At 43.7% G+C, this 25348-nt stretch carries 29 protein-coding genes and 1 other annotated feature; of the genes, 27 read left to right on the plus strand and 2 right to left on the minus strand.

The window, feature by feature from the left end; genetic code table 11:
• Positions 1-130: 130 nt before the first annotated feature.
• The 5 genes from NFR43_RS02610 (at position 131) to NFR43_RS02630 (ending at position 2855) form a co-directional block, all read left to right on the plus strand.
• Positions 131-256, plus strand: coding sequence for an XkdX family protein (locus NFR43_RS02610; RefSeq protein WP_251546230.1), 126 nt, complete (start codon positions 131-133; stop codon positions 254-256).
• Between the two features lie 703 nt (positions 257-959).
• Positions 960-1340, plus strand: a complete 381-nt coding sequence (locus NFR43_RS02615; RefSeq protein ID WP_251546232.1) for a hypothetical protein — start codon at positions 960-962, stop codon at positions 1338-1340.
• A 5-nt stretch (positions 1341-1345) separates the two neighbouring features.
• Entirely contained in the window at positions 1346-1504 is a 159-nt protein-coding gene (locus NFR43_RS02620) for a hypothetical protein (RefSeq protein WP_251546234.1), read from the plus strand.
• On the plus strand, positions 1488-1922 hold the full coding sequence (locus tag NFR43_RS02625) for a phage holin, LLH family (protein WP_251546236.1): 435 nt from the start codon (positions 1488-1490) through the stop codon (positions 1920-1922). The genes NFR43_RS02620 and NFR43_RS02625 overlap by 17 nt, the downstream gene beginning before the upstream one ends.
• Positions 1923-1928: 6 nt before the next feature.
• A complete protein-coding gene (locus tag NFR43_RS02630) occupies positions 1929-2855 on the plus strand; it encodes a GH25 family lysozyme (protein WP_251546238.1) in 927 nt (308 codons plus the stop codon).
• 995 nt (positions 2856-3850) lie between these two features.
• Here NFR43_RS02630 and NFR43_RS02635 read toward each other — a convergent pair.
• Positions 3851-4120: a hypothetical protein gene (locus NFR43_RS02635; protein ID WP_309295929.1), complete on the minus strand. Its 270-nt coding sequence runs from the start codon at positions 4118-4120 to the stop codon at positions 3851-3853.
• A 728-nt stretch (positions 4121-4848) separates the two neighbouring features.
• On the opposite strand from NFR43_RS02635, the gene NFR43_RS02640 reads away from it, so the two are divergent.
• The 14 genes from NFR43_RS02640 (at position 4849) to recN (ending at position 15162) form a co-directional block, all read left to right on the plus strand.
• Positions 4849-5484 (plus strand): TetR/AcrR family transcriptional regulator, encoded by a 636-nt coding sequence (locus tag NFR43_RS02640; protein WP_251546240.1) that lies wholly within the window; start codon positions 4849-4851, stop codon positions 5482-5484.
• 63 nt (positions 5485-5547) lie between these two features.
• Positions 5548-5617, plus strand: a sequence feature (ribosomal protein L21 leader region).
• Positions 5618-5629: 12 nt separating this feature from the next.
• Positions 5630-5938: a 50S ribosomal protein L21 gene (gene rplU / locus NFR43_RS02645; RefSeq protein WP_251546242.1), complete on the plus strand. Its 309-nt coding sequence runs from the start codon at positions 5630-5632 to the stop codon at positions 5936-5938.
• Between the two features lie 12 nt (positions 5939-5950).
• Complete coding sequence (locus tag NFR43_RS02650) at positions 5951-6277, plus strand: ribosomal-processing cysteine protease Prp (RefSeq protein ID WP_251546244.1); 327 nt, start codon at positions 5951-5953, stop codon at positions 6275-6277.
• Between the two features lie 22 nt (positions 6278-6299).
• Positions 6300-6581, plus strand: a complete 282-nt coding sequence (gene rpmA, locus NFR43_RS02655) for a 50S ribosomal protein L27 (RefSeq protein WP_006916294.1) — start codon at positions 6300-6302, stop codon at positions 6579-6581.
• A gap of 64 nt (positions 6582-6645) precedes the next feature.
• The gene (locus NFR43_RS02660) at positions 6646-7722 is read left to right on the plus strand and encodes a M24 family metallopeptidase (protein ID WP_251546245.1); all 1077 of its coding nucleotides are present in this window, start codon (positions 6646-6648) and stop codon (positions 7720-7722) included.
• Positions 7723-7809: 87 nt separating this feature from the next.
• Positions 7810-8250, plus strand: a complete 441-nt coding sequence (locus NFR43_RS02665) for an Asp23/Gls24 family envelope stress response protein (RefSeq protein WP_251546246.1) — start codon at positions 7810-7812, stop codon at positions 8248-8250.
• Between the two features lie 2 nt (positions 8251-8252).
• Positions 8253-8672 (plus strand): transcription antitermination factor NusB, encoded by a 420-nt coding sequence (gene nusB, locus NFR43_RS02670; protein ID WP_251546248.1) that lies wholly within the window; start codon positions 8253-8255, stop codon positions 8670-8672.
• A gap of 79 nt (positions 8673-8751) precedes the next feature.
• Complete coding sequence (locus NFR43_RS02675; RefSeq protein ID WP_251546250.1) at positions 8752-9609, plus strand: bifunctional 5,10-methylenetetrahydrofolate dehydrogenase/5,10-methenyltetrahydrofolate cyclohydrolase; 858 nt, start codon at positions 8752-8754, stop codon at positions 9607-9609.
• Positions 9609-10985 carry an exodeoxyribonuclease VII large subunit gene (gene xseA / locus NFR43_RS02680; protein WP_251546252.1) on the plus strand — a complete coding sequence of 459 codons (1377 nt, stop codon included), beginning with the start codon at positions 9609-9611 and terminating at the stop codon, positions 10983-10985. The genes NFR43_RS02675 and xseA overlap by 1 nt, the downstream gene beginning before the upstream one ends.
• Position 10986: 1 nt before the next feature.
• Entirely contained in the window at positions 10987-11286 is a 300-nt protein-coding gene (locus NFR43_RS02685) for an exodeoxyribonuclease VII small subunit (protein ID WP_251546254.1), read from the plus strand.
• Between the two features lie 9 nt (positions 11287-11295).
• Positions 11296-12159 carry a polyprenyl synthetase family protein gene (locus tag NFR43_RS02690; RefSeq protein WP_251546256.1) on the plus strand — a complete coding sequence of 288 codons (864 nt, stop codon included), beginning with the start codon at positions 11296-11298 and terminating at the stop codon, positions 12157-12159.
• Between the two features lie 9 nt (positions 12160-12168).
• A complete protein-coding gene (locus NFR43_RS02695; protein ID WP_251546258.1) occupies positions 12169-12984 on the plus strand; it encodes a TlyA family RNA methyltransferase in 816 nt (271 codons plus the stop codon).
• Positions 12985-13007: 23 nt separating this feature from the next.
• Entirely contained in the window at positions 13008-13457 is a 450-nt protein-coding gene (locus tag NFR43_RS02700) for an arginine repressor (protein WP_251546260.1), read from the plus strand.
• A gap of 13 nt (positions 13458-13470) precedes the next feature.
• The gene (recN, locus tag NFR43_RS02705) at positions 13471-15162 is read left to right on the plus strand and encodes a DNA repair protein RecN (protein ID WP_251546262.1); all 1692 of its coding nucleotides are present in this window, start codon (positions 13471-13473) and stop codon (positions 15160-15162) included.
• Between the two features lie 50 nt (positions 15163-15212).
• On the opposite strand, the gene NFR43_RS02710 is transcribed toward recN, so the two are convergent.
• Positions 15213-15551 (minus strand): hypothetical protein, encoded by a 339-nt coding sequence (locus NFR43_RS02710; RefSeq protein WP_251546264.1) that lies wholly within the window; start codon positions 15549-15551, stop codon positions 15213-15215.
• Between the two features lie 155 nt (positions 15552-15706).
• Between NFR43_RS02710 and gmk the strand changes: the two genes are divergently transcribed.
• The 8 genes from gmk to pknB all read left to right on the plus strand — a co-directional run bounded on the left by gmk (position 15707) and on the right by pknB (position 25336).
• Entirely contained in the window at positions 15707-16327 is a 621-nt protein-coding gene (gene gmk, locus NFR43_RS02715; RefSeq protein ID WP_251546266.1) for a guanylate kinase, read from the plus strand.
• Positions 16324-16599, plus strand: a complete 276-nt coding sequence (rpoZ, locus tag NFR43_RS02720) for a DNA-directed RNA polymerase subunit omega (protein ID WP_251546268.1) — start codon at positions 16324-16326, stop codon at positions 16597-16599. Before gmk ends, rpoZ begins: the two co-directional genes overlap by 4 nt.
• Positions 16600-16688: 89 nt before the next feature.
• Positions 16689-17888: a bifunctional phosphopantothenoylcysteine decarboxylase/phosphopantothenate--cysteine ligase CoaBC gene (gene coaBC / locus NFR43_RS02725; RefSeq protein WP_251546270.1), complete on the plus strand. Its 1200-nt coding sequence runs from the start codon at positions 16689-16691 to the stop codon at positions 17886-17888.
• A 14-nt stretch (positions 17889-17902) separates the two neighbouring features.
• A complete protein-coding gene (gene priA / locus NFR43_RS02730; RefSeq protein WP_251546272.1) occupies positions 17903-20326 on the plus strand; it encodes a primosomal protein N' in 2424 nt (807 codons plus the stop codon).
• Positions 20327-20340: 14 nt separating this feature from the next.
• Positions 20341-21291: a methionyl-tRNA formyltransferase gene (gene fmt, locus NFR43_RS02735; protein ID WP_251546274.1), complete on the plus strand. Its 951-nt coding sequence runs from the start codon at positions 20341-20343 to the stop codon at positions 21289-21291.
• Complete coding sequence (gene rsmB / locus NFR43_RS02740) at positions 21284-22624, plus strand: 16S rRNA (cytosine(967)-C(5))-methyltransferase RsmB (RefSeq protein ID WP_251546276.1); 1341 nt, start codon at positions 21284-21286, stop codon at positions 22622-22624. Before fmt ends, rsmB begins: the two co-directional genes overlap by 8 nt.
• Before the next feature lie 19 nt (positions 22625-22643).
• Positions 22644-23375, plus strand: a complete 732-nt coding sequence (locus NFR43_RS02745) for a Stp1/IreP family PP2C-type Ser/Thr phosphatase (RefSeq protein WP_251546278.1) — start codon at positions 22644-22646, stop codon at positions 23373-23375.
• Between the two features lie 17 nt (positions 23376-23392).
• Entirely contained in the window at positions 23393-25336 is a 1944-nt protein-coding gene (pknB, locus tag NFR43_RS02750; RefSeq protein ID WP_251546280.1) for a Stk1 family PASTA domain-containing Ser/Thr kinase, read from the plus strand.
• Positions 25337-25348: the final 12 nt, after the last annotated feature.

Consider the following 25348-nt stretch of genomic DNA (forward strand, 5'->3'; position numbering starts at 1 on the left):
TTAATAATATTGGTCTACAATTAGCGCAAACCCAGACACAAATCCAGACCACTAATGAAGCGATTAACGCTTTGGGCCTTCAAATTGCTCAAATGAAACAATCTCAAACCGAAAACGGAGGTAATTAATTATGTATGATTTTTGCAAATTAATGTTTGAATTGCACTGCCCAATTGAAGGATATGTACCTTTAGGAGCAATTACTGCTGATCAATATAAAGAAATCACCGGTAAGGATTATGTAGCAGCTGCCTAATATACTAAACACTCGCCTATGAAATACACAGTACATTATGTTAAAGCTCGGTTCACTACCGGGCTTTTTCTAATGGGCGGGTGATATAGGGGTAATTCTATGAAAAACAAAATTTACTGGTTTTTTCAGTTATATGGGATTTGGATAATAGGATATTCCATTTTGATTTTAACTGCCGTTTTCAATTTTATCCGTTAGTGTATACTTAATACAAAAAAAGGCAGATACCAAATGGTATCCACCAAATAAAAAAGAGCGCCTATTAAGCGCCCCAGCCGGTTCGGTAAATGAGGAGCTACCTCAAAACCGTTTTGCGCACCGGTGTAATTTCCTGATACATGTATTATAACATACAAAAAAGGTGAGTACCCCAAGGCACCCACCTAAGCCGACTTGTAAGCTAGAGAGCACTTACGCACACGGCCTAATCCTTATTGCAGTAACTATTATATCATAAAAAGAATATGATACAATAGTTAGGCACACTTGAGCAGGCCTAGAGAACCTGACTTGTGCTGAAGGGAGGTAACTCCTGATGTGGCATATTTGCCTAGTCCTTATTGTTGTGCCTAATAAGCACGTAAAACAATTAATTAAATGGATCTTCAAAAACTGGTTTAACTAGTTAGCGAAGACAGTTTGGCGCCTAATCGCTTGGATGCGAGCAGGCGCTTTTATTATACACGAAAGTTGGTGATTATGGGTGGAAGATAATTTAAAGCATAATTATTTTTGGTTCGTTAAAGCACTGGAGACGTACGGTTTAGGAATTTTCTTCATTATTAACCGCAGTACGGGAATTTTTTTACCACCGGGTAATATCTTAGACACTTTAGATGACCCACCGTTTATTTTTACGTTGGCAGTGGTAGGCACGATTGCGCTAGTTTTTTCGTTATGGGATTTACATCATTTGCCATTTTACAAGCCACTAATGACGGGAACATTAACCTTTGTGTGGTTAATGTTTTTTTGTGCCTTTGGATTTGAAGATTGGACAACAGGTAAACTATCGTTTCAAAGCATGTATGCGTTTTTTGTCTTGTTTTCTATTATTGGACAGTTACTGATTAAGAAAGGGTGATGGCAATGCATGATGATGTTCTGGTGGCGCTGATCAGTACCATTGGATCCATAATCGTTGCTTACATCACCACTCAACAGCGCAATAAACCGACTGAGAATGATAAGTTGCGAGAAGAAAATAAAAAATTAAAGGAGAAGATAAAACATGAAAATCATCACTGATTTTGGAAATTGGTTAATCACAAGCGGGGCGTTAGTCACCGCTTTTATTTTTGCTTGGAAATATGTCAAACCAGTATTGGATGAAAAGAAAAATCACGCCGCCACGGAACAGTCTAAAGTAATGTGGACGTTGTTAGAAAACATCGCTGATACGGCGGTTAATTCACTCATTAGTTCACCACTAACTGGTGCGCAAAAGTTTGACCAAGCCACCAAAAATGTCCAGACGGCGATGCGGTCACAAGGATTGATCATTGATCAAGCCATAGCAGAAACGGCAGTGCAATCAGCTTATGAAAAGTCCGATCTGACCGGAACTGTTAATAATATTGATCCGGTTAAGGTTGCCATCAAAGAAGCACCGAACCGCTCTAATAAATTGTTGCTGCAAGGTCAAGAAGAAAAAGCAAAGGGGTAATATGCTATGACAATGTACACAGTTGATGTTTATTCAGGTTCTAGTGACGACATTATTCGCGACCCGCACGCTGAAGGGGTGATTGTTAAAGCAACGCAGGGCATGACCTACGTTAATCCAAAGTGTAATCATCAATGGGATTTAGCTGGCTCGTTAGGTAAGAAACGTGGTTTATATCATTACGCTGGCGGTGGCAATCCAGTGAGTGAAGCCCAATTCTTCATTAATAATATTAAGAACTACGTTGGTCAGGGTATTCTGATCCTAGATTGGGAAGCCTACCAAAACTCAGCGTGGGGCAATGCTAACTGGGCCCGCCAATTCGTAGATGAAGTTCATCGCTTAACTAACGTTTGGCCAATTATTTATGTACAGGAATCTGTATTATGGCAAGTCGCTAATTGTGCTAATGATTGTGGTGTTTGGGTTGCTAAGTATGCTTCAATGACGTGGTACTCTTGGACGCTGCCACAAATGAATGTATCTGCTGGAGCGTTTAAAGTGCTGACTGGTTGGCAATATACTGGTGGCGACATGGACCGGTCAATCTGGTACTTAGACGAAGCTGGTTGGGATCGGTTAGCTAACCCCAACGGTACAAAGGCAAAAATTAAAGTGCCAGCTCCAGCTACGCAACCAGCACCTAAACCACAAGGTGAAGCAGCTTGGACGGATAGTATTGGCGACACTTGGCATTCTGAAAGTGGAACCTTTACTTCCAATACAGCGATTAATCTGCGGTGGGGTGCTAAAACCAACTCCAGTGTCATCGGAACCTTGCCGGCTGGTTCAGTGGTTCGTTATGACGCTTGGTCGCTTCATAACGGTTTCGTTTGGGTTCGCCAACCACGGGCGAATGGTCAATACGGCTACTTAGCAACTGGAGAAGCAAGTAATGGTAAACGCACATCTTATTGGGGAGCATTTAAATAAACAAATTCAGCCCTAGTGGTCACTTCAGAAATAGTGACTACTGGGGCTTTTTGTTGTATTGAATAACAACGTCTTGAAGCGTTCTTTCTAATATGTTATTAGTTGGTCACATGAAACAGTTGACCAAATATCAAACCTATAATGAGGTGTAGAAAGTGTCCGAAGGAAACGTTGAAGTTATTAACCATTTCGGTTATGTCGAAATTGGTGACGCTAAACTATAGTAATTAAAAAGGCGCTCGCCGAAGCTTGCGCCAAGGGTGCTACTTGAGCAACCACTTAATTAGATGTTTTATGTGCTTGCTAGGCACAATAAGGATAATGATGCACAAAGGCCAATGCAACGGAGTCACCTCCTGACTTGCACGGTTTTGGGTAGCTGGCCCAGTGTGCAGTAAATATTGTATCATAAAATATATATGTTATAATACTGACATAAGGATATGATGCCGGTGTGCAAAATGGGTTTTAAGTTAGCTACTTGTTACCCGAACCGGTTGGGGCGCTTAATAGGCGCTCTTTTTTTATTTGGTGGATACCATTTGGTATCCGCCTTTTGTTTCCAGAAGCTCGGTCATTTATGTTCGAGTAGTTCACATTGTGGGCAACCCATTAGAGTTTGCGGGGAAATTAGACAGCTAAATTTGGTCCGCCATTTAGTCCGCCAACTGCAAAATTGATAGTTCTTGATAAATATGAGAATGCCTATTTATCAAGAAAAGCGAGTGGTCATTTTTACATATAATAGGTAAAAAAGGCCACTCTTCTCATTTACGAACCATTGATATATTAAGTGCCGCATAATCGTTTGCGTTTTGTCAACGATTATGCGGCATTTTAGTATCTTGAAGTACTATAAAATCAAATGTGACACATTGATAATTTATGAATGATATATAGACTATTGCCGATTCTTTTTATTAGAAATAAGGTGCCATACAAAAAATACGACTCCGATAATTAAAACTAGCCAAGCCCAAACTTGTAAATCGGCATTAGACACCGACGTTAAAGGCACCAAATAACCAAGCAATAATCATCATAATTAAGCCAGCGATGTCACCACCCAATTTCACTAATTTACGAGTAGAAATGTATACAATTATGCTTGCAATGTATAACAAGGCTACAAGTAGTCCAGCTGATCCACTGTGAGAACCACTCGCTGCAATCGCATTACCGACTCCGGCTAACATTGATTGGAAGAAAATAATTACTCTCAAAACGATCATTAAAATACCAACGACTAATTTTGTGACTTTCACTTGAAAATCATCCCGTATTTCAGCTTTTAGCGACTTCAGTATTTGGTCGTAATGTTGTTAACTAATTTTATTATGGATTGTTTGATATATCTTGAAAAAATGGTGCAATCGTCGATTAAATAATGGGAATTATGAATTTAAATGACTAGGGAAGTGACTTAATACACAAATTTACCAAGTCACAAAACGTATGATTAAAATCACATAAAAAAGGATATTAAATTGAATGTGATAAAAGTCCTATACCAATTGACAGTGGATAAATTTTTTTCTATTATAAAAAACACGGAAAATCTGTCTGACGGTTGTTATGAGCGTCTTTTGTAAATTACGACTGTCAAAAGATTTTTTCATAACTAACTTAAAACCAATTGTTAAAAAATAAGTAATTGTTCACATATCTCCGAGTCTGATTAAGATTATTGACGTGTCGATCTCCATTATGAAATGCTGATGATTACAATAATCGGCTTTGTTAAATGGCTGATAAGTGTGAATCTCATTAATTGAAAAGCGTTCTCATGTGATAATAACCACATAATTAACAAAAAACTTAAAATTGTTTTTTGACTAATGAACATTCGATGGCTGTAGAGTTCGTGAGACTTTCTTATTTATACACCAAGAAAATAGACAGTATTTCCTTTGACAAATTGGTAGATGAATCTTACACTATCGAATGATAGAAGGCTATAGATTGAAATAATACAATATGGAGGCTGATTTTTATGATGGATAAAAAATTAGATCCGCGAGTCGTTAAAACACGTATCAATTTGAGAAAAGCATTAGTTTATCTAATGCAAAATGAAAAGATTGACAATATCAGTGTTCAAAAGATCACTGAGACCGCTCATATTACCCGGGGAACCTTCTATCTCCACTACAAGGATAAAAAAGACTTTGTCAAAAAGGCTATGAACGAAATTATTGACGAATTTTTTGATACTGTCATGTATGATTCTACAGATTTGGTTGAAGGCAAGACGATTCGTGTCATGTCATTAAACAAGGCATTTGAATATATTGAAGAAAATTCAGATATTTTCATGATCTTACTTGACCGGTCACAAAATAATAATTTCTACCGGCAACTTTATAATCGTTTAACTTCAGAAATGGAACAATTCGTCAAAACGATGGGTGACGACTTAGATGATCTTGAAGTACCGATGAAAATACAAGTTGCCTTTACGGCGTCTGCAATGTTGGGCCTGATTGCTCAATGGTTAAATAATGGGTTGATTTACACCGCCAAATACATGACAAAGACTGTTTCACGGATTATCAATCGGTTTGAAGCTACCGGAATGTTATTACCAGCATTCTTTGACGATGAATTAAAGAGTGGAATTAACATTTAATTAGGCCTAGCTATTGACGTGTCAATTAATAATTGGTAATATACATACGTTGTATTTGTGAACCAACAACTACAACCGCACGATCACGAGTACAAAGCATTTGCTGCTCGTGTCGGCGAGTCTGAGATTCAAGGAGGTGCACAAGATGTACGCAATTATTGTTACTGGTGGCAAGCAATACAAGGTAGAAGAAGGTCAATCTATCTTTGTTGAAAAGCTTGATGTTAAGGCTGGCGACAAGGTAACCTTTGATAAGGTTGTCTTCGTTGGTGGCGGTGATACCAAGATTGGGACTCCATTTGTTGATGGTGCTTCAGTTGAAGGTACTGTTGACAAGCAAGGTAAGGAAAAGAAGGTTGTTACCTTCAAGTACAAGCCTAAGAAGCACACCCACACTAAGCAAGGTCATCGTCAACCATACACTAAGGTTACGATTAACACGATTAACGCTTAATGAGGTTCGCCTATGATTCGTGTTTCTTTTAACATCACAACGGATCACAAGATTGCTTCATTTAAAATGACTGGGCATGCCGATTCTGGCGAATATGGTCAAGACATTGTATGTGCTGCAGTTTCTGTCCTTGCAATTTCGACCGTCAATGGTTTAGAAAGAGTTGTTCACTCCAAACCAGCGATTAAGAAAAATGAGGACGAAGGTGGCTATCTAGAAGTTACCCACTTGGATTTGAGACATGATTCTCAAATTCTTCTTGAAACGTTTTTGAATGGTCTGTTGGACATTCAAGATCGTTATCACGAATACATTCGTGTTAAAATGTATGAAATATAGTTCATTCTGGAGGTGAACAACTATGATTATGGATCTTCAATTCTTCTCCCACCACAAGGGGGGCGGTTCTACTGCCAACGGTCGTAACTCAGCTGGTCGTCGTCTTGGTACCAAGGCTGCGGACGGTTCAGTAGTTACAGCTGGTTCAATCATTTACCGTCAACGTGGTACTCACATCAACCCTGGTGAAAACGTTGGCCGTGGTGGTGATGATACCTTATTTGCTAAGATTGATGGTGTTGTTAAGTTTGAACGCATGGGTCGTAGCAAGCGGAAGGTTTCTGTATACCCTGCTGAAGCCTAAGGCAATAAAAAAGCTTTCGTGTTGAACGAAAGCTTTTTTTATTTCTACGGAATGGAGGAGACAAATGGCAAGTCGAATTGAAAGGTTACGCCGACGCTTTAAGGATATGTATATCGATGCTTTCTTGGTTACTAATGGCGATAATATTAAATACCTGACTGGGTTTTCGTTACCAACTGGTGATGGACTATTATTAGTGACCGAGCAGCAGTCAGTGTTGATCACTGACCAACGTTACCAACTGGCACTTGAAGAACTTGACTCAAACGAAGTTGTTGGTTTGCTAACCGGTGATTATTACCAGTCTCTCAATGAGCTTTGTCAAGGCCTACAAGTTACCGTGATGGGTTTTGAAGATACTTTAACTTATCATGATTATGACCTTTTGGATGAGATCATGGTTGCCGATCTGGTTCCCTTTGAAAACGTCATTGGAGGAATGCGGGCGGTGAAGGACCAACAGGAAATTGCTGCCTTAGAACGATCGGCAACACTGATGAGTAAGGGATATCAGTATGTGTTGGAAAATGTCCATGTCGGGATGACAGAACGGACAGTTGCCAATCAGTTGGATTTTTGGATGAAAGAGCATGGTGCTAGTGGTGGCTCGTTTTCAACAATTGTCGCTAGTGGGGTGAACGCTGCTAAGCCGCACGCGACCGCATCAGACAAGGTGATCGCCGATGGTGATATCGTTATCTTAGACTTCGGTTATTTTGTGAATGGCTATACTGCTGATATGACGAGAACCTTTGCGATGGGCTCGATTGATCCGGAACTACGGGATGTCTATCAAATTGTGAATAATGCACGGCAGGCTGTGATTGAGCATGCCAAAGCAGGAATAAATGGGGCAACCCTAGATCAGGTGGGGCGCTCGCTAATCGAAGAAGCTGGCTACGATGATGAATTTAATCATGGTATGGGTCATGGAATTGGCTTAGCGGTTCATGAACTACCTGCGACGTATGGACCAGCAACGAAAAATGTTCATTTGCAGGCTAACCAAGTCATTACTGTGGAACCGGGAATTTATATTCCGGAACTTGGCGGGGTGCGTATTGAAGATGATGTGGTCGTGACCCACGGTGAGCCGCAAGTGATTACTATCGCTTCCACTGATTTGCAGATCATTGATTAAGGGATGGTGGGTTGTTGCAATTCCCATCAATTTAGTGCAAAATAGATACGATAAAGTGATTTAAGTAAATTAATTGGAGGTCGAACGATGGCTGAAGAATCAAAAATCGTTTTAAGTAGTGAAGACCAATCGTTAGGAACCATTCAAATTTCACCACGGGTTCTGGAATTTATTGCCGGAATTGCTGCTAGTCAAGTTGATGGGGTTGCTAAAATGTACGGTTCATTAGCAACTAACGTTGGTGAATTATTAGGTCGTTCAGACCACCGGCGTGGTGTTAAATTGACACGTGATGATGACAATCAATTGACGATTGATGTTGCAGTTTATCTAGAATATGGGGTGGCTGTTCCCCAAGTAGCCGCCAAAATCCAACAAACAGTTAAGCAACGGATTGCTTCGATGACTGATTTGAAAGTTTCGATCGTTAATGTGCACGTGCAAGGGATCAATACGGAAAAGCCCGAAAGTGGCATTGACCCAAACGATATTTTTGGTACCCAAAGTCAAGATGAAGATGGTGAATAATCGTGAGTTTTAGTCGACACACAATTCGGATTGCTGCTTTTCAAACGTTATTTGCCTTGCAAAATAATCCAGATGAAACGAAGGATGAATTGTACGCCCAAGTTTTAGATTTGAAGTCGCACGAGGAAGCTCCAGCATACCTTAAACAACTGGTAGAAGGGGTGGAGAGCCACCAAACTGAGCTTGATGATGTGATTAGTACATACCTGACTGATGGTTGGACGATCCAACGAATTGCCCGGGCTGATCTGGTCATTTTACGGATTGCTCTGTATGAACTCCAAAACGAAACTGATTTGCCAGCGGCGGTGGTAATTAATGAAGCGTTAGAACTCGCCAAAACATTTAGTGATGATAAGTCGCGTAAATTTATCAATGGTGTGTTAGGGCATTACGAACAAGAGCATGCTGCAAAGGCATAGATAATATTAGATACGAACAAGGTCAGAGGTTGGGAATCTTTTTCTCCCAACCTCTTTTTTGGAACTGGAGTGATTAGCGATGGCGAAAATAATTGATGGGAAAGCACTGGCTGCCCAATTAAATGAGCAAACTGCATTGCGAGTAGAAAAACTAAAAACGCAATCCGGTCTGGTCCCTGGTTTGGCAGTAATTATCGTGGGTGATGATCCGGCAAGCGTGATTTATACCCGGAATAAGGCCAAAAAAGCAACTAAGTTAGGCTTTAAGTCAGTGCTCAGAAAGTTACCAGCAACGACTAGCGAACAGGAATTATTAACTGAAATTCAACAACTGAACCACGATCCAAGCATTCATGGAATTCTGGTTCAAGAACCCCTTCCTGATCACATTCACCAAGAAAAAGTCATTGAGGCGATTGCCCCGGAAAAAGATGTGGACGGCTTTCACCCGGTGAACGTGGGAAAACTGTATACAAATGCTAATGAACATTATCCGGTGGCGTGCACGCCGCGGGGGATTATTACGATGTTAGACCACCTTCAAGCTCCACTGGAAGGGGCCAATGTTGTCATTGTGGGGCGTAGTCGCCTGGTGGGTAAACCACTGCAGGCCCTGTTGATGAACCGAAATGCGACGGTTACGGTGCTGCACCACCATAGTCGGGATGAGAAATACTATTTAAAGCATGCTGACATCATCGTGGTGGCAGTTGGGCAACCAAACTTTCTATCTGCTGACGACGTCAAACCTGGAGCAATTGTGATTGACGTTGGTATTAACCGGACTGCCGATGGGCACCTGGTTGGGGATGTTGAATTTGCGGGTGTCAGTCAGGTTGCCAGTGCAATTACCCCAGTTCCTGGTGGTGTGGGGCCGATGACGATTGCTACTTTGATGCAGCAAACCGTTGACCTTGCTGAATGGAGTAACGACTAATGATTGAGCAACCACAAGCAATTACTGTTAACCAATTAACTAAATATATTCGACGAAAATTTCAGGCGGATCCTTACATTTATCAAAATGATTTTTGGGTGACGGGAGAGTTAACGAATTATCGGCTAAGCAGTCGGCACCAGTACTTTGCACTGAAAGATGATAATGAAGAACTGGCCCCAAATGAACGTTATCAAATTAGCGCGGTGATGTTCGCCAGTGATTTTGCAAAGGTCAAATTTGATTTAGAAAATGGAATGAAGGTGTTTGTCCGCGGTCACGTCGATGTCTATCCGAATCGTGGTTCATATCAGTTTTACGTCAAACAATTAGAAGTCCAAGGTCAAGGGGCGCTGCAGATTGCTTTTCAGCAAATGTATGAAAAACTGAAAAAAGAGGGGTTGTTTGATCAACCCAAGAAGCCAATTCGGCCGTTTCCACGACGGGTGGCAATTGTGACGAGTAATGACGCTGCGGTTAAACACGACATTATTACAACTTTTCGGCGCCGTAACCCGTTGATTCAACTAGTTTTCTTCCCAACGAAGGTTCAAGGTGATGACGCCGCACCCATGATTGCTCGCCAAATACAACGGGTCAGTGAAGATCCGGATTATGATACGCTCATCGTTGCGCGGGGTGGTGGTTCACGAGGAGACCTCTGGGCTTTTAATTCCGAAGAAGTTGGACGAGCAATTGCTGCGTGTCCCATTCCCGTTATTTCGTCAGTTGGTCACGAAGTCGATACCACGATTGCAGATTTGGTTGCTGATGATCGGGAAGCAACACCGACCAGTGCTGCTGTCAAGGCATCGGCATGGTTGTTAACGGATGTCCAAGCTTCAATTGCTGACAGCCGCCAACAACTTTACCACCTCACCAAGACGATAATTGAGCGTTATCAAGAACGTCTGCGCGGCCTACGAGAAAGCTATATTTTTCAGGATCCCACCCGGATTACTAACCAGGCCACGCTCCGGATGGACGAATTGTGCCAGCAACTTGGTGACACCATGGAGCGTCAGCAACAGCAACGCCATCAACAAATTCAGTTATTAAAAACCCAATTAGCCGGGCAATCACCCGCCAATCGGTTGAGCAGCGATCGGCAACGGTTGCGGTCATTAAAGGAATTATTAATTGATCGAAGCCAACGGCGTACGCGTCAGGCAAGGTTAGAATTGCAAAGCATTGTGAGCCAACTGCAAGCCTTGGACCCTGGAAAAATTTTGGCGCGGGGCTACAGTTACGTTACTGCAGAAGCCCAAGTGGTCAAGAGCGTCCACGATGTCACAAATAATCAGCACGTCCAAATTCATTTAGCGGATGGCACTTTAGAAGCAGAAATTAAGCAAATTAATCAGCAGGAGGAATAAAATGGCAACCACAAGAAAAAAAGTCACCTTCGAAGAACAAATGGCGAATTTACAGGAGATTGTTAATCAACTTCAACAGGGTAACCTGTCATTGGATGATTCGATCAAACAATTTAAAGATGGCATGAAGCTCGCCAACAAATTGCAAACGCAGCTGGATAAGGCTGACCAAACGCTTGCCCAACTAATGGGGGATGATGGTCAACTCCAACCGGCTGAAGAAGCGGGTGAAGACCTCAGTAACAACGGGGTGCAAAACCAGGGTTACCATTCAGAATTTGCCGATAAGGATAAAAAGTAAGGGGTCAAGATGATTAAAGACTATCAAAAGCAGGTTAATGATTATTTACGCGACCATATTGCTGCGGAATGTGGGGAGCATACCCTTGAAGAAGCGACCAGCTATTCGCTCTTAGCTGGCGGAAAACGGTTACGCCCGGCTTTGACACTGGCGGTTGCCGACCATTTTGGTCAGAAAATTAATCAGGACGTCCTGCGGGTAGCGTGTGCAGTCGAATTGCTTCATACGTATTCATTGATTCATGATGACCTTCCCGCAATGGATAATGATGATTTGCGACGGGGGTTACCGACCAATCATCGTCGCTTTGGCGCTGGGATGGCTACCTTGGCTGGCGATGGGTTGTTAACCTTGGCCTTTCAATGGTTGAGCGATAATAATTTACCAACTGCAAGTCGGTTAGCTCTCGTTTGTGAACTATCAACAGCGGCTGGGCCGAATGGGATGGTTGCTGGACAGGCGATGGATATCATGGGCGAAGGGCAAACATTAACGCTCGGCCAGCTAAAAGTTTTACACGAAAAGAAAACTGGGGCTCTACTTCGCTATAGTGTTCTCGCTGGTGGGGTGATTGCCCAGCGAAGTTCTGAAGTTAACCAGTTATTAGCGCGATTCGGGGAATTATATGGACTGGCGTTCCAAATCTATGATGACCTAATGGATGTTGTCGGGACTCAGGAAGAAATGGGGAAGGCTGTTCATAAAGATGATGGTGAGAATAAAAATACGTATCCGGGGTTGTTAGGAATAGCTGAGGCCAAACACCAGTTGGCCCTTGCTTTACAAGGGGCACGGGAAGTGCAAGAGCAGCTTCACCAACAAACTGGGAATGACTTTACGTACTTAGACGAATTTTTAGCATATTTTAAATAGGGGAATTTCATGGAAAAAGAAAGAGTTGACGTATTATTAGTAAGGCAGGGCTTATTTGACTCTCGTGAGCAGGCCAAACGGGCCGTGATGGCCGGTGAAATTCTTGGCAAAAATAATGAACGCCTGGATAAACCGGGGCAAAAAATTCCAGTGACTACGACCTTGCACATGAAAGGCAAGAAAATGCCCTACGTCAGTCGTGGTGGCCTCAAGTTGGCAAAGGCGTTAAAGTCTTTTGATTTATCAGTTAAAGATTTAACGGTCCTTGATATTGGTTCTTCAACGGGTGGCTTTACCGATGTAATGTTACAAAATGGCGCTAAACTCAGTTATGCTCTAGACGTGGGAACCAACCAGTTGGTATGGCAGCTGCGTGAAGATCCCCGCGTCGTTGTGATGGAACAGACTAACTTTCGTTATAGTAAGTTAGCTGATTTCACTGCTGGTCAACCTGAATTTGCGTCGATCGATGTTTCCTTTATCTCATTGAAGTTGATTTTGCCACCGTTGAGTCACATTTTGAAACAGGGCGGCTCAGTGGTCGCCCTAATCAAGCCACAGTTTGAAGCCGGTAAAGAACACGTTGGTAAACACGGGATCGTTCGGGATCGTGCTGTCCACAAAGCGGTGATTGAAAATGTTTGCCAATTTGCGGTGGCAAATAATTTCAATGTTGAAGATCTTGATTTTTCACCAATTAAGGGTGGTCAGGGGAATGTTGAGTTTCTTGTCCACCTCGTCTTAACGGACCACCCCGGTGAAGTCGCAGCAAAAATTAATGTGGATGAAGTGATTGATCAGGCATACGCTGAGTTAAATCACTAATGGATTAGAAAGTAGGAATGGGAATGAAAAAGTCAGAACGTCAGGAGAAAATTCGTGAAATCATTGAAAAAAATGATGTTGAACGGCAAGAAGACTTGGTTCGATTATTGATTGATACAGGAATTCAAGTTACCCAAGCAACGATTTCACGGGATATTAAGGAAATGCAACTGGTGAAGGTGCCGAACGCCTCGGGTGGTTATCGGTACAGTATGCCAACGCACCGGCAAGAAAATCGGGAACAACAATTAGACAACGCCATTACCAATGATCTGCAATCGTTAAAGCGGTCTGATCGTTTTTTATCGTTAACGATGCGTCCCGGGCACGCACCAATGGCGGCCGTACTAATTAAGCGGTTGAACTTTCCGGAAGTCTTTACGGCAATTGGTGACGACACCAGTGTGCTAGTCGTTTGCCAATCCAATGAGGACGCCGTCCGCTTTGAGCAAATTTTAACTAACTTAGACTAACGGAGAGGTTCATATGCTACAAGAAATTACGATTGATAATTTAGCCATTATTGATCATTTGACCCTCGCGTTTGACGATCACATGACGGTTTTGACAGGGGAAACCGGGGCCGGAAAATCCATCATTATTGATGCGGTCGGTCTGTTAGTTGGTGCACGGGGGTCTCAGGAATTAATTCGTCAGGGCGCAGATAAGTTGGAAGTTCAAGGACAGTTTTCAATGCCCCAATCGTCGGCCTATGCCGAATTATTGGATGAATTAGGAATTGAACATGATGATTCTTCGCTGATTATTTCGCGAGAAATCCACCGTAACGGTCGTAATGTGATCCGGGTTAACGGGACCCTGATCAACACGACCCTCTTGAAAAAGGTCGGGGTGCCGTTAGTTGATATTCAAGGGCAAAACGATAATCAACGATTGCTACAACCGGAACAACACCTACCGATGCTTGATCATTTTGCGGGTTCCGCTGTTCAAAAGTTATTGCAGCGGTACCAGGAACTGTATCAGCAATACCGAAAATTGAAACAGACCCTCGAAAAGAAGCAAGCGAACGAACAGCAGTGGGCGCAACGCCTGGACATGTTGCGTTATCAAGTTAAAGAAATTGGTGAGGCGGATTTACAGACTCATGAGGAAGACGACCTGATCAGTGAACGGGATCGCTTGGACAATTTTCAGCAAATTCAAACCACTTTACAGTTGGTAGTGAGCGTGCTGAATGATAGTGATAATGCCCCGGTACTTGACCAATTAGCAACGGCGATGGATTCTTTGAACGAAATTACTCAGTTCGATCCAGAATATGAGGGCCTTGGGAAGGAATTATCCGATTCATATTACTCTCTGCAGGATGTGGCCAACCAAGCCAGTCATGCATTGGATAATCTCGAATTTGATGAAGAACGGTTGAGTAATATTAATTCTCGCCTCGACCTGATTAATGATCTTGAGCATAAGTATGGAGATACGGTGGCGGACGTTTTAAACTATTATGCCAAAATTTCTCAAGAACTCACTGAGATGGAAGGCACCGCGGATGCCGATGATGATCTTGAGGAACAATTGAACTCACTGACGGCGGAATTGCAATCATTAGGGCAACAATTACGGACAAAGCGGCAAAAGGCGGCAACAGAATTAGAAAAACGGGTGCACCAAGAATTGGGAGCCTTGTACATGGACAAGGCAGTGTTTAATGTTCATTTCGCCAAAGCACCAGCCCACACCTTGACGCCGACCGGGATTGATAATGTCGAATTTTATATTCAAACGAACCCTGGTGAACGAATGGGACCGTTAGCTAAGATTGCTTCCGGTGGTGAACTGTCTCGGGTCATGTTGGCTTTAAAGACGATTTTCACTGCGCAAGCAGATGTGACTAGTATTATCTTCGATGAGGTTGATACTGGGGTCAGTGGCCGGGTTGCCCAGGCGATTGCCGATAAGATCAAGGTGATTGCTGATCATTCGCAGGTTTTGTGTATTACCCACTTACCACAGGTCGCGGCTGTTGCTCAACACCAATTCTTGATTCAAAAAGCGGTGCATGATCAACGGACGACGACGACGGTTACCGCGTTGAACCATCAGCAACGGGTCCAGGAGTTATCGCGGATGCTGGCTGGTGAGAAAATTACCAAATTGACCAAAGAACATGCGGAGGAATTGTTGAAGATGGCCCATTCAACGACCGAATAAAAAAGAAGGTGCGAACCAAGTGAGAGAATTTGGTTCGCACCTTCTTTAGTTTATCCAGCAATGTAGCGAATTTGATTGAGGGTAAAAATGTAGGAAACTTTATCATTTTGTAACAGGAAACATCCGTTTGGTAAAGAACGAAGAATTCCTCGACAATTGATGATTTGTCCTGCGGAAGTCAATGGATTGAGTTGCATAAAAATATTCCGGTGATCCTGAATGGCAAGCTGGGTAAAGAGCTTTCGTTGCTTAACCGGTTGGACTGGTAAAACCCGATCAACCGGAGCCTGATGGGTTGACTCAGCCATGTCATCCGCAAAAAATGCGTGAAAGTAGCGATTAAGGGCTAATGAACCCCGGGCGACAATTTTTTCAGTAGTATTACTCATTTCCATCCCTCCGAACGCTTGTTTGTAATTAATAGTATACGAACGAGTGTTCAAATTTGCAAGAGTTTTGTTGAATTAATTTCGAGGTTGAATTCACAGCCAAATTAGTTGATAATACTACTAATACTTTCAAATTTAATGAGGAGTTAATCATCATGACGAAACGTGGCATGTTAATTGTTCTCTCCGGCCCTTCTGGAGTTGGTAAAGGGACCGTGCGTAAAGCACTGTTTGAGCAACCTGGCAATGATTTTCAGTATTCTATTTCAATGACAACGCGCCAGCCCCGGCCTGGTGAAAAAAATGGGGTCGACTACTTCTTCGTTTCTAAAGAAGAGTTTGAACACAACATTCAAACTGGGCAGATGCTTGAATACGCGAAGTATGTTGACAACTATTATGGAACACCCTTAAAATATATTGATGATACGTTGAATTCTGGGAAGGACGTTTTCTTGGAAATTGAAGTCAATGGGGCGATGCAGGTTCGTTCCAAACGTCCTGACGGGGTGTTCATCTTTTTGACTCCCCCAGATTTAATGGAATTAAAGCACCGGTTAATTAATCGGGGAACTGATAGTATGGAAGTTATTAACAAACGGATTCATAAATCATTTGGCGAAATTGAAATGATGCAAAATTATGATTACGCGGTGGTTAATGACAAGGTTGAAAATGCCGTTGAAAAAATCAAGGATATCATTCGTTCCGAACGGTTACGGGTTCCACGAGTGATGCCAGATTATCTTGAAATGTTAGGAGATTCAGAAAAATGATTTTATACCCATCAGTCGACGAACTCTTAAAGAGAGTTGATTCACGTTATTCATTGATTATGTTGGCTAGTAAGCGGGCCCATGAAATTGATAAGTACGAGGCTGATAAATGGCGTGCTGACCATGGTGACAAACCAGTAAACATGGAGGGCGACAAGCCATTATTGTTGGATCACTACACTTCTGCTAAGTCAGTTGGTAAGGCCCTCGAAGAAATCGAAGCTGGTAAAGTAACGATTGATCCATACCATACTGAAGACAAACAAGATTAATTTGAAATGCGTTCGTAATGGGTTAGGGGATAACTTTGGTTATTTTCTGACCCATTACTTATTCATGAACCGCAATGAGGAGAAACGTGATGGCAAAAATCGTCGTGCATATTACAGGAAGTGTTGCTGCTTTTAAAGCGGTAACGGTGGTTAGATTGCTACAAAAGCAACATCATCAGGTGCGAGTAGTAATGACCAAAGCAGCCACCCAGTTAGTGGGCCCCGCAACATTAGCGTCGCTGACCCATTATCCAGTGTTGACAGACTTGTGGAAGCCGGCTGCGGCAGGACAAATTCCGCACATTGGATTGGCTGATTGGGCTGATTATTCAATCGTTGTTCCTGCCAGCGCAGACGTCATTGCTAAATTAGCGTTGGGGATTGCAGACGATCCGGTGACCACGACGCTGTTAGCAACGCCAACGCCAATCGTGATTGTTCCAGCGATGAATACCCACATGTATCACCAGGCTGCCACGCAACGTAACCTGGCTCAACTCCGCCAGGATGGCAAAATCATTCTTGATCCGGTGCATGGACAACTAGCTGAAGGATACACGGGTGACGGACGGATGCCAGAACCAGCAACCATTGCTAACTTTTTGAATGATTTAATGGCTTCGGAGACGACCCTGGCGAACAAGACAGTGCTGGTCTCGCTAGGGGGGACGGTCGCTCCAATTGATCCGGTGCGTTTTATTGGCAACCGGTCATCCGGAAAAATGGGATGGGCGATTGCAAAAGCGGCCCTTCAAATGGGCGCTCATGTGATTGTCGTGGCCGGCCGAATTAGTATTAATTTACCAGCTGAGAATGACCGTTTGACAATTAAGCGAGTGCAAACAACCCAGGAAATGTATGAGGCGTTAGCCAAAGAATTTCCCAAGAGCGACATCCTGGTGATGGCAGCGGCAGTGGCTGATTTTCAAGTATCGTCCTATACGGACCAGAAAATCAAAAAACATTCTGCCGACCAAACACTGGATCTGCATCTTAAACCAGCGGTAGACATTTTAAAAACATTGGGTGCGCAAAAATCACACCAAATCGTGGTTGGTTTTGCGGCTGAAACGCAAGCTGTATTGCAAAACGCCCAACAAAAACTAGCAGCAAAGCATGCGGATATGATCGTGGCCAATGACGTGAGTGGCCAACAAACGGGCTTTAACGTTGATGATAACCAAGTTACGCTGCTTCGTAAGGATCAGGCACCGGAAACCTGGCCATTAACTAGTAAAACTGCCATTGGGCAGCGATTAATGAACGTGATTAGTAAAATGATGGAGTAAGGAAAGGAAAAAGAATGGCTGAATTAGCGCAAGTGATTGTTGATGTGCCGACATTACAAACTAATCGGCCGTATACGTATCAAATTCCTGAACATTTAGAACGCCAAGTGCAAGTTGGCATGCGGGTCGTGGTGCCCTTTGGTAAGGGAACTCGGCAAGTGCAAGGCTTTATTGTTGGCTTGGATCAACCGGCCGATTACGCTGGTAATTTAAAACTGATTACGGCTTTAATGGATTTGCGTCCCGTGATTAATGCAGAAATGCTGGAATTGAGTCGGTGGTTAGCTGACCATACTTATGCTTTTTGGATTTCGTGTTTGTACACAATGTTGCCTAACATGCTGAAAGCGAAGGCGCAACGGGTTGTGACCATTGGCGATAACCTTAGTGATCAAGACCGTCAAACGCTTTTCCATGGCGCAACTGAGTTGGACTTTGCTGAGGTGCAAGACCAACCGGCACTCGTCAGTCGGTTATTGAAACTTCGGCGGAATGGTCAGGTGCAATTTGAATATCGTGTTAATGATCGGGCTAAGGTCAAGACAATTACTAAGCTCGCACCAGCGTTGTCTGTTGCTCAATATGCTGAACTCCTGCAGTCCATTCGAAAGAATGCCACTGCTCAGCGTCAATTGCTGACTTACCTCCAGGCAATCAACGGCCAAGAAGTGTCGCTCCAACAAGCGAAAGCAGCGACGGGGCTAAGTACCGCCATATTTACGCAGGCTGCCAAGAAAGGGTGGCTTACAAAACGGGAAGCGGAGACTTATCGGCAACCTGTTGGAGCGGAATTAACTGAGCAGGCTGCTCGTCAACCATTAGCGCTAAATGATGATCAAACTGTCGCGCTAAGGAAGGTTAACCAGTCGATTACTTCTAGCCAAGCAACCACCTTTTTATTGCAGGGGGTAACCGGTAGTGGAAAAACCGAGGTGTACCTCCAGGCAATGGCGCAAGCCCTTAAGCAAGGTAAAACGGCTCTTTTAATGGTGCCTGAAATCTCACTAACACCCCAAATTGTTGGCCGGGTACGCACCCGGTTTGGCGAACAAGTGGCCGTCCTTCATTCTGGCCTTTCTGCTGGCGAACGTTATGATGAATGGCGACGGATAGAACGCGGTGAAGCCCGGGTAGTTGTTGGTGCCCGCTCTGCAGTGTTTGCACCTTTACAAAATCTCGGCATCATCATTATGGATGAGGAGCATGAAACTAGTTATAAGCAGGACGATAGCCCACGTTACCATGCGCGAGATGTCGCTAAGTGGCGGTCTCGTTACCACCACGCTCCATTATTACTGGGTTCAGCGACTCCGAGCTTAGAAAGTTATGCACGAGCAATGGCTGGTAATTACCAACTTTTGCAATTACCGCACCGGGTTAATCAGCGCCCCTTACCACCAATCAAGGTTGTTGATATGCGACCAGAAATTCAACAACGAGGCGAAACGAATTTTTCCCAAGAATTATTAGGTGCCATTCAAGAGCGGTTGGTAAAAAAAGAACAGAGTATTTTAATGTTAAACCGGCGGGGATTTTCGTCCTTCATTATGTGTCGGGACTGCGGTTTTGTCCTCAAGTGCCCAAACTGTGATATTTCATTAACGATGCACCTGGCCACCCATACCATGAAGTGCCACTATTGCGGTCATGAAGAACCAATTCCCCAGGTTTGCCCGAATTGTCAGAGTCGGCGAATTCGTTATTATGGGACTGGAACTGAGAAGGTTGCTGCAGAGCTCGACCGGCTATTTCCGGATGCCCGGGTGATTCGAATGGACGTTGATACGACACGCCGGAAGGGAATGCATGAAAAACTATTACAACAATTTGGCAGTGGTCAAGCTGATATCCTACTGGGGACCCAAATGATTGCCAAGGGATTAGACTTTCCAAACGTTACCTTAGTCGGGGTGCTGAACGCGGATACCGGCCTCGATTTGCCAGATTTTCGGGCAAGTGAACGAACCTTTGACCTCCTTTCACAGGTCAGTGGGCGTGCCGGTCGGGCAAACAAAATGGGGCAGGTCTTTATCCAGACGTTTAATCCGGATAATTACGTGATTCGTTTAGTTCAACAACATGATTACCAACGATTCTTTAATACTGAAATGCAGTGGCGGCAAATGGCGAGCTATCCACCGTATTACTATACAGTTCGACTAATGGGCAGCCATGAAGATGAACAAGTGGCGGCTAAAATGATGTATGATATAAGACAGGAACTTGGTGATCAGCTTGCTGATGACACAATTATTTTAGGACCGACGCCACGGGCGATTGCGCGAATGAAGAACCGTTATTACTACCAAATTGTGATTAAGTATCGCCGCGATCCGAAATTGCACCAGCTTCTGACACAAATAATGCAAAATTCACAAACTAAATATCAACGTGGTGCGGAATTGGCCATTGATCCAGATCCGCAGTACTTCTTATAAAAAGGGGATTAATAATGACATCAGTAGTATTTATGGGTACCCCAGATTTTGCGGTACCAATTTTACAGGCCTTAATCAGTGACCCTGATTATGACGTCCAAGCAGTTTTGACGCAACCGGACCGGCCAAAGGGACGTAAGCACGTCTTGACACCCTCACCAGTAAAAAAATTAACGGTAGAAAACGACATCCGCGTGCTACAACCAGCTAAGTTGAGTGGTAGTGACGAAATGGCGGAAGTGATTGCTTTGCAACCAGACCTAATGATCACTGCTGCTTATGGCCAATTTTTACCGACCAAGATGTTAAATGCGGCGCAAATTGCGGCGATTAACGTGCATGGTTCACTGTTACCGAAGTATCGTGGTGGAGCCCCAATTCAGTACGCGGTGATGAATGGTGATGCTGAGACCGGTGTCACCATTATGTACATGGTTAAAAAGATGGATGCCGGCGATATCATTGCGCAACGGGCGATTCCCATTACGAAAGAGGATGACTCCGGCACGATGTTTGAAAAATTAAGTATTGTTGGCCGTGATCTTTTGATGGCGACCTTACCGGATTTGATTGCCGGGCGAGTTCGCCCGATTGCTCAGGATGAAGATCAGGTGGTGTTTTCACCGAACATTACTGCTGAGCAAGAACGGATTGACTATACTTTGCCAGCAGACCAAATTGATAACCTAGTGCGGGGACTACGTCCGGCACCAATTGGTAACATGATTCTTGATGGTTTACGGACGAAGATTTATGATATTACCCCATTAGACGAATCAACGTCACTTGAGCCGGGGAAGGTCGTCCGCGTTGAAAAACACGGGCTGATCATCTCTGGTGGTGAAGGGACAACTTATAAAATTAACCGGCTTAAACCGGCTGGTAAACCGCTGATGGACATTACCGCCTATCTAAACGGTCACCAAGATTTACAACCAGGAGTACAGGCAATTACTAATGAATAAAGAAATTCAAAATAGCCCCCGCTATCTGGCCTTATCAACCCTTGATAAGGTTCTCCAACGGGGGTCTTATTCTAATTTACAGTTAAATGAAACTTTACGGCATAGTGAGCTCCAAGATGCAGATAAGCGCTTGGTAACCACATTAGTTTATGGGGTGCTCCAACACAAACTGACACTGGAATACTGGTTGGCACCACTGGTACGTAAAGAACCCCAAAGCTGGGTCAAAACGTTATTCTTGATGTCGTTTTACCAGTATCGCTACCTGGACCGCGTGCCAGATTGGGCAGTCACTGATGAAGCGATTAAGATCGCGAAGACCCGTGGCAATATTGGAACACGAAAATTTGTTACTGGTGTGTTGCACACCTTTTTACGTCAAGGCCCCCGATCTATCGAAGAGGTCACTGATCCTATCGAACGGCTGTCAATTCAGTGGAGTCTACCACAATGGTTGGTTGGAGAATTAATTACCCAATATGGTCAACCCGCAGTGGAGCAAATTGGTCAAGCCATCAATGAACCAGCTCACATGAGTCTCCGGGTTAATCTAGCACTTACCACGGTTGATGAAGTGATTCAGCAACTTGCTGAGGAAGGAATTACGGTGCGGCCAAGTGAAGTGGCCGCTGAAGGTTTGGTAGTGGAAAAGGGAAAAGTTCTTTCCAGTCAAGCTTTTCAAAAGGGACTGGTAACGGTTCAAGACGAAAGTGCGATGCTGGCTGTTGAAACTCTCCAACTGGCAAGTGATGATCAGGTCTTGGATGCGTGTGCGGCTCCCGGTGGCAAAACGGGGCAAATTGCTGCCGAATTGACGGGAAGGGGACACGTGACGGCGATGGACATTCATGCTCATAAGGTCAAATTGATTGAACGGAATGTGGCACGGTTACACCTCGCTGACCGGGTCAGTGCTGAACAACTTGACGCCCGCCAAGTTGACCAAAAGTTCGCGGATCAAAGCTTTGATAAAATTCTGGTGGATGCACCCTGTTCTGGAATGGGGCTGTTACGGCGTAAACCGGAGATTCGCTATGACAAGTCTTTAAAGGATAGTCAGTCGTTACATCAAATTCAGCTAGCAATTTTAAACGCGATGGCCCCGAAGTTAAAAAAAGGCGGTATAATGGTGTATAGCACGTGCACAATTCTGCAACAAGAAAATGAACAAACGGTGGTGGCCTTTTTAAAGGCTCATCCAGAGTTCCGCTTACTAAAAACGCAGACCAAGCGTGCAATTAAAAATGGCCGTCCAGAAAAGACACTCACGATTCTACCGAGTGATTTTGGTTCCGATGGCTTCTTTATCGGAACTTTGCAACGGATCGAGTAAAGGAAAATTTAGTTAGATCATGAAAACTGCTTATCAAACAGACATTGGGAAACAGCGCTCACAAAATCAAGATCGTGTGCGGGTCTTTCGCAGTAACAACCAGCTTTTAGCGGTGGTTACCGATGGAATTGGTGGTAACCGGAGCGGTGATGTCGCCGCAACGGTTGCGATTAATCAATTAGGCCAAGACTTTATGGTGGCAGCACCATTGACTGCTGATCACGTCAAAACGTGGTTTCAAAAGTCGGTGCTCGCTGCAAATTCAATTATCTTAAAAAAATCAAAAGAAAATCAGGCTTACCGTGGAATGGGGACCACACTAGTGGCCGCACTCTTTTTGAACCAGCACCAAGTGGTGGTGGCCAATATTGGTGACAGTCGGGGGTATATTTTTCATGATAATATGCTAACCCAAATTACGGTTGACCACTCCTTGGTAAATGAATTAGTAAAAAATGGTGACTTATCTGAGGACGCGGCGCGAACTTCACCTAAAAATAACATTATTACACGCGCCATTGGTATTTCACATGATGCACGGGTGGATGTTAACCTCTTCCCTCTTGGTAATAATGACCAAGTATTATTGTGCTCAGATGGACTTTCCAAGATGGTTTCAAATCAGCAGATTAGAAATATTTTGGCTTCCGAAAGCTCTTCTTTAAAAGAAAAGTGTCAACAACTTGTTAATTTAGCCAATGAAGCTGGTGGACCGGATAACGTCACTGTACTGATTAGCCAGAATAATTAAGCGAGGCAATAAGTTTTATGAAACCCGGATACATCATCGGTAATCGGTATAAAATAATCCGATCACTTGGTGAAGGCGGGATGGCAAATGTATATTTAGCGCATGATTTGGTCTTAGATCGCGACGTTTCCGTGAAATTATTGCGTTTAGACCTGCGTGATGACCCACAAACGAAGAAACGATTTCAACGTGAGGCAATGGCCGCAACCCAATTAAATGATCCAAATATCGTCGGGGTTTACGATATCGGTGAAGAGCATGGGATGCAGTACATGGTGATGCAATACGTTGAAGGAACGGATCTGAAAAAATATATTGCGCAACATTACCCAATTCCACTTCCGCAAGTGCTTAATATTATGGAACAGGTGCTGTCGGCCGTTGAATCGGCCCATGAGCACGGGATTATTCACCGTGATTTAAAACCACAAAATATTTTAATTGACCAAAATAAAAATTTAAAAATTACTGACTTTGGGATCGCGACCGCGAGCTTTGATAATTCGTTAACGCAGACCAATACCCTTGTTGGGTCAGTGCATTATCTATCACCGGAGCAAGCCCGGGGAAGCGTGGCCACCAAACAGTCAGATATCTATTCATTAGGGATTATTCTGTATGAACTTCTGACTGGTAAGGTCCCGTTTGAGGGTGAAAACGCCGTTTCAATTGCGTTAAAGCACTTCCGTGACCAGATCCCTTCGGTTACCAAAGTGAATTCGCAAATTCCTCAAGCAATGGCCAATGTCGTCTATAAAGCGACTGCCAAGGACCCTAAGGAGCGCTACGCGAGTGCGAAAGAAATGGCGGCCGATTTACGGACGTCATTAGACGAGAGTCGGCAGAATGAAGCACCATTTCATGAACAGGATCATTGTAATGACGAAACCAAGGTGCTGAATTTAGATGAGATCAAACGGGCCCAGCGAGAAAGTCAGCCCGCCGATCAAGCTTTACCTGAGCGCGATCCTGGTCAAAACCACACTACCCAAGATGACGATCATCCATCAAACCACGCGACTCAATCCAGGGGTAAATACCGGCGGTGGATCATCAGTGGCGTGATTGTTGCCGTAATTGCAGTGGCCTTTTGTGGCTGGTACTTTAACCGGCTGATTACAGTTCCTAATATTACTGGGATGACAGCGACGCAGGCTGAAAAGGTTTTGGCTAAGCGTCACCTGCGGGTCGGTAACATTACACGGACCACTAGCAAAGTTGTGGCGAAAAACCATATTGTCGCCATTGATGGTTCCGAACGGGTCCGCTTTGGGCGGTCGGTTGATATTGTGTTGAGTAGTGGTGTGAAAAGCTATCAAATGGCCGATTTTGTTGGCGAAAGTTATGCCGACACCGCCCGTGAACTCCGTAATAAGGGTTTTACGGTCAAGAAGGTGGCCGTGTATTCTAACAAGGTGGACGAGGGCACAATTATCAAGCAAAATGTGTCCGCAGGAAGTGTCGTTAAACCCGCTAACAAGATCATTACTCTGAAGGTCAGCAAGGGTGAACGGAAAATCAAAATCCCGAATTTCAAGAATGTTGACCTGAATGAAGTTCAGAATTTTGCCAACAAAAATCATTTGCAACTCACGGTGACTAAAAAATCATCCAGCAAGATTGCAGTTAACCACGTGATTAGTCAAACGCCAAAGGCGGGTTCTAAGTTATCTGAAAACGATACTTTAACAGTTCAAGTAGCGGATACTGGTGCTAATTTAAAGACTACTAATATTCAAATCAATATTCCGTTTGATGGCAATGGAGGCAAGAAGGAAAACCGGGTTCAGGTTTATATTTCTGATGCCTACCACAACCTGACGATGGAGTATCAAGATATTACGATCAACCAAGAAACTACGATCAACGTCCCATTTACATTGCGTAATCATGAAATGGGTGCGTACAAAGTGATCCGCAATGGTAAAACGATTATGAGTGCTACCAACATTACTGGCTAGCAAAGAAAATGG

Origin of the sequence: Limosilactobacillus caecicola (genome assembly GCF_943192935.1) — a bacterium.
GTDB classification, from domain to species: domain Bacteria; phylum Bacillota; class Bacilli; order Lactobacillales; family Lactobacillaceae; genus Limosilactobacillus; species Limosilactobacillus caecicola.